The sequence below is a fragment of the Halochromatium glycolicum genome (assembly GCF_016584085.1).
Lineage (GTDB): Bacteria > Pseudomonadota > Gammaproteobacteria > Chromatiales > Chromatiaceae > Lamprobacter > Lamprobacter glycolicus.
Window position 1 is genome coordinate 115,935 of the sequence record NZ_NRSJ01000021.1, and the last position, 17,692, is coordinate 133,626.

Genomic DNA, 17,692 nt, shown 5'->3' on the forward strand with positions numbered 1-17,692 from the left:
AACCGCAAGTCGGCTCGACGCCACTCAACGCATCGGCCCCGCGGCGCCGACCTGCGCGCGGTCTGCGCACCGCAGTCCGACGTCGCGTCTCAACTCTCGGGGATGATCAGCACCTGTCCGGCACGGATGCGATCGCCGTCGAGCCGGTTCAGATGTCGCAGCGATCCGAGCTTGACCCCATAGCTCTGCGCGATCTCGGACAAGGTATCGCCCGACTCGATACGGTGGCGGCGCGCGCTCGCCGTGATCGCCGATCTCGCTTTGGCGAAGCGCGTGCCAGGCGGGGGATACTCGGCAAAATACTCGACGATCCCGTCGAGGATGGCCTGCGCAAGCCTATCCTGATACGCCTTGTCGCGGAGACGCTGCTCCTCGCTCGGGTTCGAGATGAACGCCGTCTCGACCAGCATCGACGGGATATCGGGCGATTTGAGCACCGCAAAACCGGCCTTCTGGATGCGTTGCTGATGCACCTCCCCGAGGCCGCGAAGCTTGGCCAGCACCTTGTCGGCAGCGACATCGCTGAGCTCGAGCGTCGCGTTCTGGCTCATCTCGAGTAGCACGGTCGCCAAGATGTCGTCGCGCTTCTTCAGGTCGACACCGCCGATCAGGTCGGCCCGGTTCTCACGCTCGGCCAGCCAGCGCGCCGCCTCGCTGGTCGCCCCGCCCGCAGAGAGGGTAAAGACCGACGAGCCCCGCACGCGTCGATCCTTGAAGGCGTCGGCATGGATCGAGACGAAGAGATCGGCCTTATGCTTCCGCGCGATCTCGATGCGCTCGCGCAGCCGAATGTAATAGTCACCATCGCGCACCAGCACCGCGCGCAAGCCAGGATGGGCATCGACCCGTCGCGCCAGCTTGCGCGAGATCGCCAGCGTCACATCCTTCTCGCGCGTCCCATGCGCACCGATCGCGCCCGGGTCTTCACCGCCATGTCCGGCATCGACCGCAATCACCAGATCGCGGGTCGCCGGGCGCACCCCGTGCACCGACGGATGTCCAGACCCGCGATTGATGGAGGCGGCCGTCAGCGGCGCGCTGCGCCCAGCCTCCACCTTAGGCATCAGGTCGATCACCAAACGATGCCCGTAGGTGCCGTTCGGTTCGAGATTGAAGCTCTTCGCCCGGGCGGGCTGCTTGAGGTCCAGTACCAGGCGCAGATCGTCACCGGCGCGAATACCGCTGCGCAGTCCGGCCACGACCCGGTCGTCCGCGGCCGGGTCGGGCAGGCCACCGTCGAGGCGGGCATCGATCAAGTCGATGACGAGCCGGTGCGGGTCCTTGAGCGCAAAGACCTTGTGCTCGACCGGGGCCTCGGTATCGACAACGAAGCGAGTGTGGTCGGGGCCATTCCAGATACGCGCGCCGTCGACACTGACCTGCCCGGCGGCTGCAGCGACCGTCATGAGCATCAGTGCTGCGAGGAGACTGTTTCGAGCAAGCTTCCTGAACATCTGCAGGCGATCCGTTCGGCGGCCCTGCCGCCGCGACACGAGTGGTATATTTACCCCAAAAAGCATAGTCGGTCGGAACGGACATTCCAAGCCTATACGGCTGCTTGAAAGCGATTCCTCAGTCTGACCTGAGCACACTGTCGCCTTTCTACGACCATCCCGCAACGCCACAACCCTCAGGCTAGAAACGACTGCTGGCCGCTGCCTCGGCCGGATAAGAGCGCGGATTGGATGAGGATTCCGGGCCGCTTGCTACTGACCGGTGGATGCCCGCGACCACCGCCTCATGGGACCTCTCAGCGACCGGTTCCGAGGTTTCGCCCGTCAGGACACCGCTTGCAACGCTACGCGTCCGCGTCAGGACCCACCAAGGTCAAAGCGGCCATCACGGGCGCCCAATCCGAGGACCCGCTCACCGACACTCGCCGGGCGAGTCCGGCGTGCTCGATCTCGATCTCGATGTCCGCCGGCGGCAGCACGCCTGCCCCCCGCTCTGGCCATTCCACTATCATCAAGCCCGTGCGGGCGCTCAGATCGCGCACACCGAGATAATCGAGCTCTTCGGGATCACTCAACCGATAGAGGTCCAGGTGCACAACTGCTGGCACGATGCTGTCGTAGGGCTCGACCAGAGTGTAGGTCGGACTGCGCACCGGCCCGGGGTAACCGAGCGCGCGCAGCAGCCCGCGCACCAGCGTAGTCTTACCGGTGCCGAGTTCTCCGCGCAGATGGATCACCGCGTCGCGTCCCCCAAGGGCACGCGCAAGCCGTGCGCCGAACTCAAGCTGCGCTGCCTCGCCTGCAAGCTCGCAGCGAACCGATCGTCTGGTCATCGCTCGCCATCGGACTCGGCGAGCAGCGGCTGCAGCTCGGCGATCAGATCGCTGACGATCAGGCCCCGCTGCCCGCGCTCGGCGGCTCGATCACCGGCCGCCGCATGGAGACAGACCCCCGCCTCGGCCGCCAGCGCCGGCTCGAGACCCTGCCCGATCAATGCCGCGATGATGCCAGTCAAGGCGTCCCCCATCCCCGCACTGGCCATCCCGGGATTGCCCTGGGTGCAGACAGCGATCGGACGCGTGCCAGGACCGGTTATCAGCGTGCCAGCGCCCTTGAGCACGATCACGCCGCCGTAGCGCTCAGACAGACGCTGCACGGCCGCGAAGCGGTCGGCCTCGACCTCGGAGACGGCAATATCCAACAGCCGAGCCGCTTCGCCCGGATGCGGGGTCAGCACCCAGTCATCGCGTCGCCGGGGCGCGCGCGCCAGCAGATTGAGTCCATCGGCATCCACCACCAGCGGCCGATCCAACGCCAGCGCACGCTCGAACAGGGCCAATCCCCAGTCGGCCTGACCAAGCCCAGGGCCGAGCGCGATCAGACTACTGCGGTGCAGCAGCGCGTCGAGCTCGGCCGGCTCACGAACACCATGCACCATCAGTTCCGGCCGCGTCAGATTCAGCACCGAGGCATGTCCTGGATGCGTTGCGATCGAGACCCGGCCGGCGCCGGTCCGCAGTGCGGCCTCCCCGGCCAGCCGCGGCGCGCCCCCCATCCCGGCCGCGCCACCGATGATCAGCAGGTGACCGAAATCGCCCTTGTTCGCGCTGCGCCGGCGTCGCGGCAGCAATCGGACCTGTTGATTCCAGTCGATCCGACGCGCCGACAAGACCTCCGCGGCATAGATCCGGGCGGGCACCCTGAGCCCATCGAAGCAGACGAGGCCGCTGCAGTCCGGGCCACGCCCCGTGAACACCCCCTGCTTCAGACCGATGAAGCTGACCGTGGCGCTTGCTTCGACCGCCGCCCCAAGGATCGCCCCGGTGTCGGCCTGCAGACCGGATGGCACATCGAGCGCCAGAATCGCCGCACGGGATGCATTGCACTGCGCGACCGCCTCGGCCCAGATCCCGGAGAGGGGGCGCCCAAGACCGGTGCCGAACAGGGCATCCACGATCAGCTCGGCGTCCGGCGGTACCCGCGTGAACGGCTCGGCAACGCCGCCGGCATCCTGATAGGCCTGTGCTGCCGCTGCAGCCGCCCCTCGGAGCCCTTGATGCTCACCGAGCATCAACAGCCGCACAGCGATCTGGTGCTGATGCGCCAGGCGCGCGAGCACATATCCGTCCCCACCGTTGTTGCCCGGCCCGGCCAGTACGACGATCGAGCGCACCTCCGGCCAGCGCGACCGCAGGATCGAAAAGGCCGCGGCCCCGGCGCGTTCCATGAGCTCGAACGCGGGGATGCCCTCCTGCTCGATCGCCGCCCGATCGAGCGCTCGCACCTGCTCTGCGCGATAGAGCGCACGCGGCAATCGTTGGGACTCAGGCAGCTCGCGCGGCATCGGGACCTCGACTGAAGCGGATTCGAAGCATGACCGAAGACCTCTCAGGCATCGCCGCAAACCTAGACGCGCAACAGCTCGGCGCGGTAGTACGCAAGCTCCGCGAGCGACTCCTTAATGTCAGCGAGAGCAAGATGCGCGCCATCCTTCTTGACCCCCTTCGCCACCTCGGGCGCCCAACGCTGCGCTAGAATCTTCAGCGTACTGACATCGAGGTTCCGATAGTGGAAGAAGGACTCGAGCCGCGGCATCCAACGCGCCAGAAAACGCCGATCCTGGCAGATACTGTTTCCACACAACGGTGATGCACCGGCCTTGCACCAACGCTCGAGAAACGCCAATGTCTTGCGCTCGGCGGTTTGCTCATCGTGATCGCTGTCGCGAACCCGATCAATCAGGCCCGACTGCTGATGGTGCTTGCGATTCCAGTCGTCCATCGCCGCCAGCACATGATCGGGTTGATGGATCGCGATCACCGGCCCTTCCGCCAAGACCCGCAGCTGCGCATCGGTTATCAGCGTTGCGATCTCGATGATCTGGTCTCGCATCGGATCGAGCCCAGTCATCTCCAGATCGATCCAGATCAGATTGTCTTCGTTCGCCACATTCACCCCACTCTGTATCGAGACCGCTGACTGCCGAGACCGCCTCGAGACTGCGGCCCTAAGTCAACCACTTACGGTCAACCACTGACTTCGGAGAACCGATATGAACCGACACGCGATTGTCCCCGTCGCCGCATTGACCCTCTTCCTCTCGTCGGCAACCGTTTCTCAAGCCATCGCCGAAGAGGGCATCAATGCCGAGGCGCTGGTTCAGAAAAACTGCACGAGTTGCCACGGAAGCGAGGTCTACACCCGCTCCGATCGCCGGGTCAACTCCTTTGACGCACTGCACAGCCAGGTCCGCATGTGTGAGCAGAATCTCGGGCTGACCTGGTTCGACGACCAAGTGGATGCGGTCACGGCGCTGCTGAACGAGCAATACTACGAGTTCGAACGCTGATCCTGGCGCGACCAGACGGCATGGCTCGACGGCGTCTGTCGGAACGGCAACGAGCGCGCATTCAGCGCATCCAAGAGCGGCGCCGAAGCAAGCTTGAGGCGCGCGCCGAGCTGGCGCGCGCTGAGCTCGAGGACGACAGACCCCGGCGCGGGCTGGTCGTCGTCCGCCATGGTGCAAACCTCGTGGTCGAGGACGACACCGGCCATGCCTACCATTGCGTGTCCCGACAGCATATCGGCGAGCCGGTCTGCGGCGACCTTGTCATCTGGCAACCCTCTGGTCCGTCGACCGGTGTCGTCACCGCAATCGAGGCACGACAGAACCTGCTCAGCCGCCCGGTCGCCGATGGCCGCGACAAGCCCTTGGCCGCAAACCTCGACCTCATTGCGGTCGTTATCGCACCGCAGCCGCCGCCGACCGGATTCCTAACGGATCAGTATCTCGTTGCCGCCGAACGCATCGGTGTCTCAGCGCTGATCCTCTGCACCAAGATGGACCTGTTCAGAGAACAGGAGTGGGCCGTCTTCCTGACCGGGCTCGCCCACTACCGCGACATCGGCTACCCGATACTGCCCTTGAGTCTCGAACAACCCGCTTCGCTGAAGCCATTGCGCCAACATCTCACCCAGAGAACCGCAATCCTGGTTGGTCAGTCGGGGGTCGGCAAATCGTCGCTAATCCAGGCGCTGCTCCCGAATCGCCCGATCCAAGTCGGTGCCTTATCATCGGCCACCGGGCTTGGGCGGCATACGACCTCGGCCGCAACGAGCTATCGATTGGACGCGGGCGGCCGACTGATCGACTCGCCCGGTGTGCGCAGTTTCCGTCTCGGGCGCATCGACCGCTTCGAGCTCGAGCAGGGCTTCCCCGAGTTCCATCCCTATCTCGGACGCTGCCGGTTCAGTAACTGCCGCCATCTCGAGGAACCGGAGTGCGCGATCCAGGCCGCACACAAGCAGGGTCGGATCGCTCCAGCACGTCTGAGCGCGTTCCATCACCTCGCCAAGACCGTTGTCGGCGATTGAACCGGCTCATCAGCCGAAGCGCAAACCCACATTGAATGACCCAGAGGAGGGCCCAATGGCCTACTGGCTAATGAAGTCCGAGCCGGACGCCTTCGGCATCGATGATCTTCAGGCCCGCGAGGGCCAGACCGAGCCTTGGGACGGTGTCCGCAACTACCAAGCGCGCAATATGATGCGCGACCAGATGAGGCCTGGCGACCAGGCCTTCTTCTACCATTCCAACGTCAAGGAGCCGGGGATCGTCGGACTCATGGAGATCATCCGTTCCGGTTACCCGGACCCGACCGCGTTCGACCCGGACAGCAAGTATTTCGACCCCAAGAGTGACCCGGACAATCCGCGTTGGTATCTCGTCGACGTCCGTTACCTGCGCCACCTCGAGCGCACCATCACGCTGGCTGAGCTGAAACAGTACGCAGACGGGCCGCTGCAAGACCTCCCTTTGATACGCCGAGGAAACCGGCTATCGATCATGCCGGTCACCGCAGCGCAGTGGTCGTTCATCCTCAATCTGGAGGGCGTTTGAATCAACTCCGCGCCGAGCTCTCCGGCAATACGATATTGAGCTCAAGGATCTCGTGACTTTCCTCCTGCTCGTAGGTCACTGAGACGGCATCGGTATCGACCTCGACGTACTTGCGGATCACGGCCAGGATCTCCTGCTCCAGCTTGGGCAGGTATGAGGGGCGACCACGAGCGGCGCGATCGTGTGCGACCAGGATCTGCAGGCGCTCTTTGGCAACCGAGGCGGACCCTTTCGGGGCGCCGGCTGCGCTGCGGAAATAGTCCAGAAGGCCCACCATCTCACCCCCTAAATAGTCGGCTGAACAATCCCTTGCGCTCCGCATCGAGGAAGCGCATCGGGCGCTCCTCGCCGAGATAGCGGGCCACCATGTCGGCGTAGGCCTGGCCGGCGTCCGACTCGTGGTCCAGGATGACAGGGTTGCCGGCATTGGACGCATTGAGCACCGACTGAGAATCAGGGATGACACTCAAGAGGTTGAGCGCCAGGATCTCCTGGACATCCTCGACACCCAGCATCTCACCTCGCGCGACCCGGTCCGGCGCATAGCGCGTCAACAGCAGGTATTCGCGGATCGGCTCCTGGCTCTCGAGCGCGCGCCGCGATTTGCTCGCCAGAATCCCGAGCATCCGGTCGGAATCACGCACCGACGAGACCTCGGGATTGGTCACGACAATCGCATCGTCGGCATAGTACATCGCCATCAATGCCCCGTGCTCGATACCGGCAGGTGAGTCGCAGATCACATAATCATAGGACTTGTTCAATTCCTCGAGCACCCTGCCGACCCCGTCCTGAGTCAGCGCCTCCTTATCACGCGTCTGCGACGCCGGGAGGATATAGAGGTGCTCGCAGCGCTTATCCCGAATCAATGCCTGATTGAGGTTGGCCTCTCCATTGATGACATTGGCAAAATCGTAGACCACACGACGCTCACAACCCATGATCAAGTCCAGATTGCGCAGCCCGACGTCGAAGTCGATCACCGCTGTCCGATTTCCGCGCTGCGCCAACCCCATGGCCATGGCCGCAGCCGTCGTCGTCTTGCCGACGCCCCCTTTTCCCGACGTAATGACGATAATTCTGGCCAAGAAGGACTCCCCTTATACGTGTTGACCCTGTCTTTTCGCTTGATCGTAAGCGCCGACCGACAATGCCGGACGGCTCGAGAATCTACGCTCATTGGCAGGCGTTCGTCCATGACCGAGGTGCCCGACCCCGCCATGCGTCAACGCGTGCCGAGTCACAGCACGGGCGCCCTCAAAATGCCTCTCGACTACTCGAGAGGCTCGATTCGCAGGGTGGACTGCTCCAAGAAGACCTGAATGCGGCGGCCCTTCAGCTCGGCCGGAATCCGATCGCTGACCCGATAATGCCCCGCCACCGAGACGAGCTCCGCCTGGAGATCAGAGCAGAAGATCCGCGCCTTGGTATCTCCATGCAATCCAGCCATGGCCCGCCCACGCATCGGCGCATAGACGTGGATATTCCCGTCCGCCATCAATTCTGCACCGGAATTCACCGGCGCCAAGACGGTCAGGTCGCCGCCGGCAGCATAGACGCGCTGACCGGAGCGCACGGGGCGATCAATGACATGCGAGCCGGTCTCGACCCCGACATCGCGGTCACCCAGCTTACTGGCGATCGGCACATCATCCGGAATGGGCTGTGAGGCCTCGGTCTTGCGCGGGCTCGCCGCCTCCCGGAGGATCGCGAGCTCCATCGCCTTCGCCGCTTCATGCTGGGCGCGGCTTCCGCCGCGGACGCCGACCGGGATCATTCCGAGTCCGCGCAACAGCCCGACGAGCGCCGGAAAACCGACATCGTCCTCATCGGCAGGCAGCTCACTGAGCTCGATCACGACCGGGGTATGCTCGAAGAAGCCCGGCGCCTGCTGCACCTTGGACGTCAGCTGCACCTCGAGCGCCTCGGTATCCAGGCGCAGCAACCGAATCACGGGAAGCGTGAACGCCGCCGCCTTCAGCTCGAAAGCAGGCGAGTCTTCACCGAAGGTGCCCTGCTCGGCGACCTCCTCTGCCTGTGATCCGCTATTCACTGCCATGATCTCGACGATGGTCTCCCAAGATTACCCGGAGCTCCGTTAACAGCGTACCGCCCCACCCGGCCGGCTCCCGAATGGCTCCCAAATGGCTCCCGCGCTACCGCGGCGCAGGCCCGGTAGCGCAGGCCCGGTGGCGGAGGCCATGGCGATCGGGCATTCAGCCGGGCGGCCACTGCAATGGACGACCGCCGATCACATGGAGATGAAGGTGGTACACGGTCTGTCCGGCGCCAGCATTGCAATTGATGACCGTCCGATAGCCTTGCTCGGCGATCCCTTCCTGCTCCGCAACCTTTGCCGCGGTCAACATCAGCCGCCCAAGCAGTTCGGCGTCCTCGGTCCCGGCCGCACTCAAGGTCGGGATCGGCTTGCGTGGGATCACCAGCACATGGACCGGCGCTTGCGGATTGAGATCGCGGAACGCGACCACGTGCTCGTCCTCGTAGACCAGGTCAGCCGAGACCTCGCCGTTGGCGATCTTGCCGAAGATCGTATCAGACATGCTCACTCCTCTCTCGCATCGAGACAGTTAAAGCCCTTGGCGGCCGGCGAAGGCGTGAGCGAGCGTACTGCCGTCCACGAATTCGAGCTCGCCCCCGAGCGGCACACCATGGGCGATACGGCTGAGCTGCAGGTCTGTGTCCTGCGCCAGCTCGGCGATATAGTGCGCGGTGGCCAGGCCCTCGACGGTCGGGCTGATAGCCAGGATGACCTCGCGCAAAGCAGGCTCGTGGAACCGGGCCTCGAGCCGGTCGAGCCCCAGCTCCTCGGGACCGATCCCATCAAGCGGTGACAAACGCCCGCCGAGCACGAAATAGAGACCATCGTAGTGGGTGGCCTGCTCGATCGCGACGATGTCCGAAGGCTGCTCGACGACGCACAGGATGCCGGCATCCCGCCGCGGGCTCGCGCAGAGCTGACAGCGTCGATGCTCGGTCAGGGTTCGGCAGCGCTCGCACCGTCCGATCTGCTCCATCGCCGCCGCCATGATCCGGGCCAGTTGGCGGCCCGCATCGCGGTCCCGCTCGAGCAGGTGGAACGCCATCCGTTGCGCGGACTTCGGCCCGATCCCGGGGAGGCGGCGAAGCGACTCGATCAGCTGGGTCAGCAGGCTTGGATCGGCCACGGATCGACGATGCCGGCGACGCGCCGTGCGGTCTTCAGAACGGGAGCTTCATCCCGGGCGGCAGCGGCAGCCCGGAGGTCAGCTCCGCCATGCTTTCCTGGGCCTTTTCCGAGACCCGGCGAGCGGCGTCATTGAACGCCGCTGCAACCAGGTCTTCGAGCATCTCCTTGTCATCGCCCATCAGGGATGGATCGACCTCGACGCGCTTGACCTCGTGACGGCCATTCATCGTGATCTTGACCATCCCGCCGCCGGACTCACCGGTGATCTCCTCATTGGCCAGGCGCTCCTGGGACTTCTTCATCTCGTCTTGTAGCTTTTGGGCCTGCTTCAGCATACCGCCCAGTCCGTTCTTCATGGCTTCACCTCTTCTCATCGATCAAAAAGCCCGACCGTCGGCGGCAAGCCGGCCGCGCAGGTCGCGCATCACCTTTCAGACCCGTAGCGGCGTCAGCGTGCCTGGAATCCACTCGGCGTCGAAGCGCTCGCACAAATGCCGGGCAATCGGGTCAGTGTGCAACAGGCGCTCGGCTTCCGCCAGCCGTTCCGCATGCTCGCGCGCATCGCGCTGCGCCGGCGTCTCGGCACCAGCCGATTCGGCACGGATCTCCAGGCGCAGTTCGTCACAACCAAGGGCGGCCGACAATGCCTTCCGCAAGCGCTCCTCTGCGCCAGCCGCATGCAGATGCTGGTGCGCTGGATTCAGCGCGAGACCGAGCCGGCGACCATCCCAGCTCTGCAAAGCGCAATGCCGTGCGAGCTCCAACGCCAGCCCGCTGAGCTGTGCGGTCTCGACGAGCCGCCCCCAGCCTCCAACCACGCGCAGTGCCGACTCCGGAGAGGGTTCCACCGGACGCTCTGAGTCGTCGTTGCCCAACGGCTGGGCTGCGAGCTCCGTCTCTGCGTCAAGCGGCATTGGATGGTCGGCTATCTGGTCGACCTTCGGGCGGGACGGCTTGCTGGCCGGTTCATTGGCCTGCTTGCTGGCTTGGTTACTTGCCGGCGCCGCGATCTCGGCCGACTCCGACCCTCGCCCACCCGAGCTAGCGGCACCCGGAGCCGGGGCCGCTTCAGCCGCTGCCGGCGCGGACTGACCCGGCGCCGAACCGGCAGAGGAGACCCGTGTTGTCACAGCTGGCGTCGGGCCGGCAACGGGCCGGGGCCGGCCATCGGCCCGAGCGCTGGCACCAGCGCCCTGAGTGCGGTTACCGGCCGCCCCGCCACCGCTATCGCCGCCGGGGCGGCCGGATGGCGACGGAGGCCCGCCGACTGACGCCTCGGCCGGCCGAAACGCGAGGGCGCGCAGCAGGATCATCTCGAGACCGGTCCGGGGGTCCGGGGCCAGCGCAAGATCGGCCTGCCCGGTCAGCAGGACCTGATAATAGAGCTGCACATCCTCGGCCGAGATGCGCTGAGACAGCGCCAGCAGACGCGCCTCATCGGGGTCGTCGTCGCGCAAGGCGCCGGGCACTTGCTGGGAGAGCGCAACCCGATGCAGCATCGCGATCAGGTCTTCGAGCACCGATGCGAAATCCGGCGTCAGTTCGGCGATACGCCCGACCTCGGCCAGCAACCGGGACGCAGCCGTATCGGCCAATGCCTCGAGCAGGTCGATCGTCAGCTCGCCGCCGCGGGCGCCGAGCATCGCTCGGACATCGTCGACCTCCACCCGTCCTGCACCATAAGCGACCGCCTGATCCAACAGACTGAGCCCATCGCGCATACTCCCATCGGCCGCCCGGGCCAGCAGCATCAACGCCGGCAGCTCATAGCCGACCCCCTCGGCCTCGAGCACGGTCACGAAACGATCACGGATCTGCTCCGGCAGCAGGCGCTTCAGATTGAACTGGAGACAGCGTGAGAGGACTGTCGCAGGCAGTCTCTGCGGGTCGGTCGTCGCCAACACGAACTTCACATGCTCAGGCGGCTCTTCGAGCGTCTTCAGCAGCGCGTTGAAGCTGCTCGCCGAGAACATGTGCACCTCGTCGATCAGATAGACCTTGTGGCGACCCCGGACCGGCGCGAATGGGACATTGTCCAGTAGCTCGCGGGTTTGATCGACCTTGGTCCGCGACGCCGCATCGACCTCGAGCAGATCGACGAAACGGCCGTTGTCGATTTCGGTGCAGGTCGAGCATTCGCCGCATGGGTTCGGGCCAACGCCCCGCTCGCAATTGAGCGTCTTCGCCAAGATCCGCGCCAGCGTCGTCTTGCCGACGCCCCGGGTCCCGGTGAATAGATAGGCATGATGGAGCTGGCCGCGCTCCAAGCCGTTCATGAGCGCGCGCACGACATGCTCCTGACCGACGAGATCGGCGAATGAGCGAGGCCGCCACTTACGCGCAAGGGCCTGATAGGTCATGAGGATGTAGCCCGAACGGTCTCTTGATTAGCCTGCTATCAGAGCGCTTCGGATAGGAGCGCAACCCGCAGCCAACGTTGGCGCAATCAGAGGTGGGTGGCGGACCACGCCAGCCACACCCCGGCACCCGCTTCCACCGCTGCGGCTGCTCCCTTCCGGGCCTGACCGGGTTCACGGTTTCGCGTTGCGAGGGGACCGGCGCGGCCCACCATTGCTTGTCGGCCTGGGCAGAACCTGCAGACCAAGTCGCGAACGGTATCAGTCAGCGCTGACCGTCGCAAGCTTCAACAGATGCAACGTCGGTGCTCAAGGCCGCCAGGGGCCCGTTTCGGTGGACGATTGTCTGGTGCACTGTTGGGCGCACTGCTGGGCGCAATCTTGGACGCCAGTCTGGGCTCACCGGCGCCTGCCGGGACGCGAGGCTGACCCCGAGCGCACCACCGCGAGTCCGGCACCGACAATGCCGAGTCCGCCGGCCAGCTCCCAGGGGCCGAGCGCCTCGCCGGCGATCAGTGCCGCAGAGACTGCGCCGACGACGAGCTCGAACAATAGAAGCACCGACGAACGCTGCAATGGCAGTGCGCGGACACCGATCTGAACGGCCACGATCATCGCGCTCATCCAGGACGCACCGAGCAGCAGGGCGCTGGCGATGACCGATGGGGACGCTGTAAGCGGCACATCGAGGAGCATCGCTGCAATGAGCGCAAGCGGTGGCGCAAGATAGGCCGATGCCAGGGCCTTCAGCGACAGCGGCAGCGCGCGCCCGGCACGCAGCTGCAGGTTCGTCGCGGCGAAGGCCAAGCCGGCAACCAAACCCAAGGCATCAGCGGGTGCAAGACCCGCCAGCGCACCGCGATCGCCGCCAATCAGCATCATCGCGGCGCCGACGAGGGCCACCGCCAGCGCCGGCAGCGTCACCGGCGTCAGCGGCTCGCGAAGCACGAAGCGGGCCATCAGCACCGACCAGACCGGTGCCAGGTAGAACAGGATCAGTACCCGCGCCACCTGCCCTTCGATCACGCCGAGGCCGAAGGCAATGCCGGAGACCGCGCCCGAGAGTCCAATCCCTGCCATAGCAGGCAAGGCGCGGCGCCAAGGTCGCAGCGCCGTGCGCGCAGGCAACAGCAAGACCAGGGTGGCGCCGCCGTAGACGAACAGCAGCGCCCACAGACCGTCGAGCCCTGCCTGCTCCAGCAGCCGCAGCGGCCACCAGTAGAGCCCCCAGAGGGTTGAACCGAACAGCAGCGCAGCAATGGCCCAGGACTCGCGCGTTCCGGTCCCATCGCTGGAACAGGTTGAAGCAGGCATGGATCGGGTTTGGCCTCATCGTCGGATGGAGCGGGTCGCGCATTGTCGCGCGAACGGGCAACTGCCTGCGCGGGCACCCGGACCCGCAAGGTGATGCGGCTGATCCCACCCTTTCGATGACCCGATCTTGCTAACCTTGGCAGCCGACCGGGACGCCGATGACGGTGGCCGAACCCAATGCAAACCAGTTGGACCATGATGCGATGAGGCAGCAGACCACCCTCGATCCCCGACGCCGAACGGCTACTGCCCTGATGTGGGCACATGGGCTGAGTGCGCTGCTGCTGGCCGCTGCAGCCGTTCCCAGCCCAGGACAGGAGGTGAGCGAAGGTCAGCCCGAGGCGACCAAACCGACCCAGGACTCGACCGCGGATCAGGCCGGCGGCGACGCATCGGGTTTGCTTGAGCGCTCGCTCGAGCGCGCAACATCGGTATGGGAACGTTCGGCCGATACCGCCGATACGTGGTGGCAGCGTTCACGCGATGCCACCCTTGAGGTCTGGGATGAAGCGCAGCAGAGCCTCCGCCCCACCGACCCGTCGACCCCGGCCCAGGTCTGGAAGGACCTGGCGCCCAAACTCGATGAAACGCTCGCGTTGACAGAGGAACGGCCGCAACTGCCCGAGCGCGCCTGGCTCGGCCGCGACCAAGGGGATGCCGATACCGAGATCAACGCGCTGTTGGATGCCGCGGTCGGAATCCTGTCGCGCTCGCCGGTTCAGCGCTACCGGGCACGCATCACCGAGCTGCGCACCGAGATCGCCGAGGCCCGCGCCGAGATCGACCGCTTCCGGCGCGAGCGGATCGCTGCACCGCGCGAGTCATTGATCACGGCGACCGTCGCCGACTATGAGGAGCGCATCGCTGAGCGCGAGGCCGAGATCCGAGCCGACCTCGCCGAGCTCGAGCGCGTCAAGGCCGAGTTCGTCGCCGACCTGCGCGGGATGGGACTCGAGCTCAGTGGCGAGCAGGTGGACCTACTGCTCGCGACCGTGGTCGGCGACAACATCATCGATCTCGGCATCCTGTTCGATAACGTCAAGGCGATCACCCGGCAGCTCGAGTCCCTGGTCGAGGAAAGCGGCGAGGACCTCGAGAGCGCGCGCCGCTACTACGGGATGTATGTCGTGCTGCTGCGTGCGCTCGAGCACATGCATACGCACGTCTTGCAGGCGATCGACACCGACTACCTGCCGCGCATCGATGCGATCGCTGAGCGCGCAGCCGCGTTGAGCGAGGAGACGCGCGCGCTGATCGAGACCCAGCCTGACCGCGCCGAGCTCCTGCGCAACAACCTGCAAGCCCAACAACTCACGATCGAGGCCGCTGGCGTCTATCGCGACTATCTCGAACAGCAGCGCGCTCAGGTCAAACAGGCCCAGGCAGCACTCGAGGCCGACATCGATACCGCCTGGAATACCTACCAGACCGTGCAGGTCTCCGGAGAGCTGGTCGATCTGGTCCAATCCAGCCGCAGCCTGCTCGATAACCTGCTCAACCGGGAGGTCCCGCCGTTGCGCCCGTTTCAGAACCTCGCGATGCAGCGCGAGCTCGAGAAGCTGACACGCCAATTGCGTCGCGCCGAGGACTGAGCAGCGGCCTGCCGATGGCCCGCATCTGCTTTCCGAACCGAGCGCGACACCTCAGCCCAATCTCGGCAGGTCGTTCTCGGGCTGCCACCAGGACAGAACCAACCGCGCTCGGCTTGGTCGGTATCGCTCGGTAATGGAGCAAACCAGTATCGGCCATCCGGGCGAAGAGTGAGCGGGGCAGCTAGACTGTAGGGCGTCTCGCCGAGCCGTCGCCCCATGTCCAACAACAAGCACAATCACCCCAGCGCGACCGAGTCGGACAGGATTCCGACAGTGCACCGATCCGGCACCGGTCTGGTCCTCTCGCTCACCTTCGTGATGCTGATGGCACTGCCCGCGGTGATCGGTATCGGCGCCGACCCCGCCTGCGCAGCTGCATCAGGGCCCAACCCAGAGCGGCCACTCGCCGATGTCGCGGCGGCAGCCGGCCCAGGCTCACCTGCTGCGGTTCGATCACCCCACTCGGCCCACGAATGGCTAGGCCGATTCGCGGCGCTTGCTGCCGCTGCACCGGCACAGTGCGCGGCCCCCAGATTCCCAACCCTTGATGACCAGGCGCCGGCGCGCACCTTTGTGCTCTCTGCGCCGCCGGATCAGCAAGCCGAGCCGCTGATCGCGACCATCAAGGACCCGATCGTCGAGCGGTTCATCGTACTCGCCGAGGACGCCGACGGATGCATCCACAGCGCTGAGTCTGGGCGCTCGGTCCCGTTCGACTGGCGCAGCGTCCTTAGCCCCTTCCCCAATGCGCAGCTGCCGCAGCCCCTTGGCGCAACCCCGAGCGTTGCCATCGTCGTCGATCACAAATCGGTCCGCCCTTGGATCGACATCCTGCCGCGGGATCGCTTCCAATGCCTCAGCGAACGGCTCTGGGTTGCACTCGGCATGTTCACGGGGATGCTCGCGACCCTGTTCATCGTCGGCCTGTTGGTCGCCCGCTACCATCCGAGCGGGATCGTCTGGGCCTACCTCGCCTACATCGTCGCGCTGCAGCTCTACCAGGTGCAGGCCCTCGGTCTCGGGGCCGCATGGATACCCTTCTGGCCACCTCCGAGCGCCCATCACCTCCTGCAAGCGCTCGCGGCCGGCACGGCGGTGATCGGGATGGCCCTGCCGGTGATCACCTTCCTCAGGCCACGCGGATACACCCGCGCGGTTCTGATCATCGGCGTCGCGTTGAGCGCGAGCGGTTTCTATCTGTCGGCGCTCGACGCCGCCGCTTACCGCTTTGGTGCTGCTGTGCTGCCGGTGCTGGCAGTGGTCGTGATCGCGCTCCTGATCAAGCGCCTGCGCACCCCGGACCTCGCGATGCGTTGGTTCGCGATCGGTCTGGTTGCAGCGCTCACCGGTGGTGGGATGCAAGCGGCCGCGGTGGCGCTGCAGGGGGCCTGGCTCCCGCCGATCTCGGCCTTTGCATTCCCGATCGGCAATGTCGTCGAATCGATCTGCTGGCTGATCGCGATCCTGCTGCGACTGAAGGGCGATCAGGTCTCGTTACACCGACGGCTCATCTTTGAGGCCCAGCATGATGCCTTGACCGGACTCTACAGCCGGGCCTACATGCACGAACGGCTCGCCCAGGCCATCAGCGACGCGAGCGATCCGAGCCGCGGACCCAGCGGCCTGCTCTACATCGATATCGGCTCATTCAAGCGGATCAACGACCGTTTCGGACAGGCCATCGGGGACCAGGTGCTGCGCGAGTTCGCCGCCATCCTGAACGGGCTCGAGCTGAATGCAGACGCGATCGGGCGCTACGGTGGCGATGAGTTTGCGGTCCTGATGAGCTGGAAGGCGCATTGGAGCCATACCGAAGGCGCCGCCGTCACCCTCCTCGGTCGTTTTCGGGAGCCGCTCGAGATCGCCAACCAACGCATCCTGGTCCGACCCGACATCGGCGTCGTGCAGATCACGGCGGAGTATTCAGACGTCGACGAGCTCATCCAAGACGCGAATCGCGCCCTCAGACTGGCCAAGCAGCTTGGCGGACGGCGTGCGACCCAATTCGAGCCGCAGATGCGCGAGCAGGCACAAACTGAGCAGCGCGCACTCTGCGCCGTTGAGGAGGCGATCCGCGCGCAGCACCTCACGCTGCACTATCAGCCGGTGGTGCAGCTCGAAGGCTTCGCGCCGATTGGCTTCGAGGCACTGCTGCGCTGGCCTCAATCAGACAGCAGCGCGATCAGCATCCAGCAGGTCTTGGCCATCGCCGAAGCCAGCGGGCTGCTGAGCCTGCTCAGTCGGCATATCGTCGAGCTGGCGCTGGCCCAGATCGGTGAATGGCAACGCCAAGGCGTCTGGTCACCGGCCTATTTCGTGAGCATCAATGTCTGCGAGCGCCAGTTAGTGGACGGCAGTCTGCTCGACGAGCTGCATACCGGGCTCCAACATCACGGGATCGACGCGAGCGCCATTCGACTCGAGGTCTCCGAACGCTCCCTCGGCACCGATGTCGATTGGTCGCACAACGTGCTGCCGCGGCTGCTGAACCAGCACATCCTGCTTGGGATCGATAACTTCGGGGCAGGCCTGGCGTCGCTGACCACACTGACCGATCTCCAGCCGGACTACATCAAGATCGATCGCAGCCTGATTGCATCGCTTGCGACCTTTCCGCGCGCGCAGAGCCTGACCCGAGCCGGGCGGACGCTGGCCCATGATATTGGTGCTCTCGCAATCGCCGAAGGCGTCGAGACCATGGACCAACTCGAGACCTTGCACGAGCTCGGTATCGAGTATGGCCAGGGCCAGCTCATCGCCGCGCCGATGTCAGGTGCCGATACCGCCAGCTGGATTCAGCTCGCCGATCGCAGCCAAGACACATTCCCCTCCGACGGCCCGTCCGAACGTCACCAGCTGCATTGAACCGAAGCGAACAAAGGCCGCCA

At 65.4% G+C, this 17,692-nt stretch carries 17 protein-coding genes and 1 other RNA gene; 5 read left to right on the forward strand and 13 right to left on the reverse strand.

Translation table 11 applies throughout. The features are described from left to right. Positions 1–89: 89 nt before the first annotated feature. The 4 genes from CKO40_RS12765 to orn form a co-directional block, all read right to left on the reverse strand. The gene (locus CKO40_RS12765) at positions 90–1,454 is read right to left on the reverse strand and encodes an N-acetylmuramoyl-L-alanine amidase (protein ID WP_200346600.1); all 1,365 of its coding nucleotides are present in this window, start codon (positions 1,452–1,454) and stop codon (positions 90–92) included. 344 nt (positions 1,455–1,798) lie between these two features. After that, complete coding sequence (gene tsaE / locus CKO40_RS12770) at positions 1,799–2,287, reverse strand: tRNA (adenosine(37)-N6)-threonylcarbamoyltransferase complex ATPase subunit type 1 TsaE (protein ID WP_200346601.1); 489 nt, start codon at positions 2,285–2,287, stop codon at positions 1,799–1,801. Then, on the reverse strand, positions 2,284–3,798 hold the full coding sequence (locus CKO40_RS12775; protein ID WP_200346602.1) for an NAD(P)H-hydrate dehydratase: 1,515 nt from the start codon (positions 3,796–3,798) through the stop codon (positions 2,284–2,286). Before CKO40_RS12775 ends, tsaE begins: the two co-directional genes overlap by 4 nt. Before the next feature lie 62 nt (positions 3,799–3,860). Beyond that, a complete protein-coding gene (orn, locus tag CKO40_RS12780; RefSeq protein ID WP_420827379.1) occupies positions 3,861–4,403 on the reverse strand; it encodes an oligoribonuclease in 543 nt (180 codons plus the stop codon). 103 nt (positions 4,404–4,506) lie between these two features. On the opposite strand from orn, the gene CKO40_RS12785 reads away from it, so the two are divergent. From CKO40_RS12785 to CKO40_RS12795, 3 genes are read left to right on the forward strand one after another with little or no spacing between them, the layout of a single operon-like run. After that, positions 4,507–4,803: a cytochrome c gene (locus CKO40_RS12785; protein WP_200346604.1), complete on the forward strand. Its 297-nt coding sequence runs from the start codon at positions 4,507–4,509 to the stop codon at positions 4,801–4,803. A gap of 20 nt (positions 4,804–4,823) precedes the next feature. Next, positions 4,824–5,828: a ribosome small subunit-dependent GTPase A gene (rsgA, locus tag CKO40_RS12790; RefSeq protein WP_200346605.1), complete on the forward strand. Its 1,005-nt coding sequence runs from the start codon at positions 4,824–4,826 to the stop codon at positions 5,826–5,828. Between the two features lie 55 nt (positions 5,829–5,883). Then, complete coding sequence (locus tag CKO40_RS12795; RefSeq protein ID WP_200346606.1) at positions 5,884–6,354, forward strand: EVE domain-containing protein; 471 nt, start codon at positions 5,884–5,886, stop codon at positions 6,352–6,354. A gap of 1 nt (position 6,355) precedes the next feature. On the opposite strand, the gene minE is transcribed toward CKO40_RS12795, so the two are convergent. The 9 genes from minE to CKO40_RS12840 form a co-directional block, all read right to left on the reverse strand. After that, a complete protein-coding gene (minE, locus tag CKO40_RS12800) occupies positions 6,356–6,628 on the reverse strand; it encodes a cell division topological specificity factor MinE (protein ID WP_200346635.1) in 273 nt (90 codons plus the stop codon). A gap of 4 nt (positions 6,629–6,632) precedes the next feature. Then, on the reverse strand, positions 6,633–7,442 hold the full coding sequence (gene minD / locus CKO40_RS12805) for a septum site-determining protein MinD (protein ID WP_200346607.1): 810 nt from the start codon (positions 7,440–7,442) through the stop codon (positions 6,633–6,635). 185 nt (positions 7,443–7,627) lie between these two features. Further along, positions 7,628–8,413 (reverse strand): septum site-determining protein MinC, encoded by a 786-nt coding sequence (minC, locus tag CKO40_RS12810; RefSeq protein ID WP_200346608.1) that lies wholly within the window; start codon positions 8,411–8,413, stop codon positions 7,628–7,630. Between the two features lie 157 nt (positions 8,414–8,570). Next, positions 8,571–8,915, reverse strand: a complete 345-nt coding sequence (locus CKO40_RS12815; protein WP_200346609.1) for a histidine triad nucleotide-binding protein — start codon at positions 8,913–8,915, stop codon at positions 8,571–8,573. Positions 8,916–8,942: 27 nt separating this feature from the next. Beyond that, positions 8,943–9,539 carry a recombination mediator RecR gene (recR, locus tag CKO40_RS12820; RefSeq protein ID WP_200346610.1) on the reverse strand — a complete coding sequence of 199 codons (597 nt, stop codon included), beginning with the start codon at positions 9,537–9,539 and terminating at the stop codon, positions 8,943–8,945. 34 nt (positions 9,540–9,573) lie between these two features. Beyond that, positions 9,574–9,897, reverse strand: coding sequence for a YbaB/EbfC family nucleoid-associated protein (locus tag CKO40_RS12825; protein ID WP_200346611.1), 324 nt, complete (start codon positions 9,895–9,897; stop codon positions 9,574–9,576). A 75-nt stretch (positions 9,898–9,972) separates the two neighbouring features. Further along, complete coding sequence (gene dnaX, locus CKO40_RS12830) at positions 9,973–11,901, reverse strand: DNA polymerase III subunit gamma/tau (protein WP_200346612.1); 1,929 nt, start codon at positions 11,899–11,901, stop codon at positions 9,973–9,975. Positions 11,902–12,005: 104 nt separating this feature from the next. Next, positions 12,006–12,102, reverse strand: an RNA gene (gene ffs / locus CKO40_RS12835) — signal recognition particle sRNA small type. Positions 12,103–12,297: 195 nt separating this feature from the next. Then, positions 12,298–13,212, reverse strand: a complete 915-nt coding sequence (locus CKO40_RS12840; protein WP_200346613.1) for a DMT family transporter — start codon at positions 13,210–13,212, stop codon at positions 12,298–12,300. A gap of 203 nt (positions 13,213–13,415) precedes the next feature. Between CKO40_RS12840 and CKO40_RS12845 the strand changes: the two genes are divergently transcribed. Both CKO40_RS12845 and CKO40_RS12850 read left to right on the forward strand, forming a co-directional pair. Next, positions 13,416–14,804, forward strand: coding sequence for a hypothetical protein (locus CKO40_RS12845; protein ID WP_200346614.1), 1,389 nt, complete (start codon positions 13,416–13,418; stop codon positions 14,802–14,804). A 216-nt stretch (positions 14,805–15,020) separates the two neighbouring features. Next, positions 15,021–17,669: a putative bifunctional diguanylate cyclase/phosphodiesterase gene (locus CKO40_RS12850; RefSeq protein WP_200346615.1), complete on the forward strand. Its 2,649-nt coding sequence runs from the start codon at positions 15,021–15,023 to the stop codon at positions 17,667–17,669. The last annotated feature ends 23 nt before the right edge of the window (positions 17,670–17,692 follow it).

Coding starts and splice junctions, on each gene's coding strand:
- CKO40_RS12765 (WP_200346600.1), bottom strand. CDS start 1,454: ATGTTCAGGAAGCTTGCTCGAAACAGTCTCCTCGCAGCACTGATGCTC.
- tsaE (WP_200346601.1), bottom strand. CDS start 2,287: ATGACCAGACGATCGGTTCGCTGCGAGCTTGCAGGCGAGGCAGCGCAG.
- CKO40_RS12775 (WP_200346602.1), bottom strand. CDS start 3,798: ATGCCGCGCGAGCTGCCTGAGTCCCAACGATTGCCGCGTGCGCTCTAT.
- CKO40_RS12785 (WP_200346604.1), top strand. CDS start 4,507: ATGAACCGACACGCGATTGTCCCCGTCGCCGCATTGACCCTCTTCCTC.
- rsgA (WP_200346605.1), top strand. CDS start 4,824: ATGGCTCGACGGCGTCTGTCGGAACGGCAACGAGCGCGCATTCAGCGC.
- CKO40_RS12795 (WP_200346606.1), top strand. CDS start 5,884: ATGGCCTACTGGCTAATGAAGTCCGAGCCGGACGCCTTCGGCATCGAT.
- minC (WP_200346608.1), bottom strand. CDS start 8,413: ATGGCAGTGAATAGCGGATCACAGGCAGAGGAGGTCGCCGAGCAGGGC.
- CKO40_RS12815 (WP_200346609.1), bottom strand. CDS start 8,915: ATGTCTGATACGATCTTCGGCAAGATCGCCAACGGCGAGGTCTCGGCT.
- CKO40_RS12825 (WP_200346611.1), bottom strand. CDS start 9,897: ATGAAGAACGGACTGGGCGGTATGCTGAAGCAGGCCCAAAAGCTACAA.
- dnaX (WP_200346612.1), bottom strand. CDS start 11,901: ATGACCTATCAGGCCCTTGCGCGTAAGTGGCGGCCTCGCTCATTCGCC.
- CKO40_RS12840 (WP_200346613.1), bottom strand. CDS start 13,212: ATGCCTGCTTCAACCTGTTCCAGCGATGGGACCGGAACGCGCGAGTCC.
- CKO40_RS12845 (WP_200346614.1), top strand. CDS start 13,416: ATGAGGCAGCAGACCACCCTCGATCCCCGACGCCGAACGGCTACTGCC.
- CKO40_RS12850 (WP_200346615.1), top strand. CDS start 15,021: ATGTCCAACAACAAGCACAATCACCCCAGCGCGACCGAGTCGGACAGG.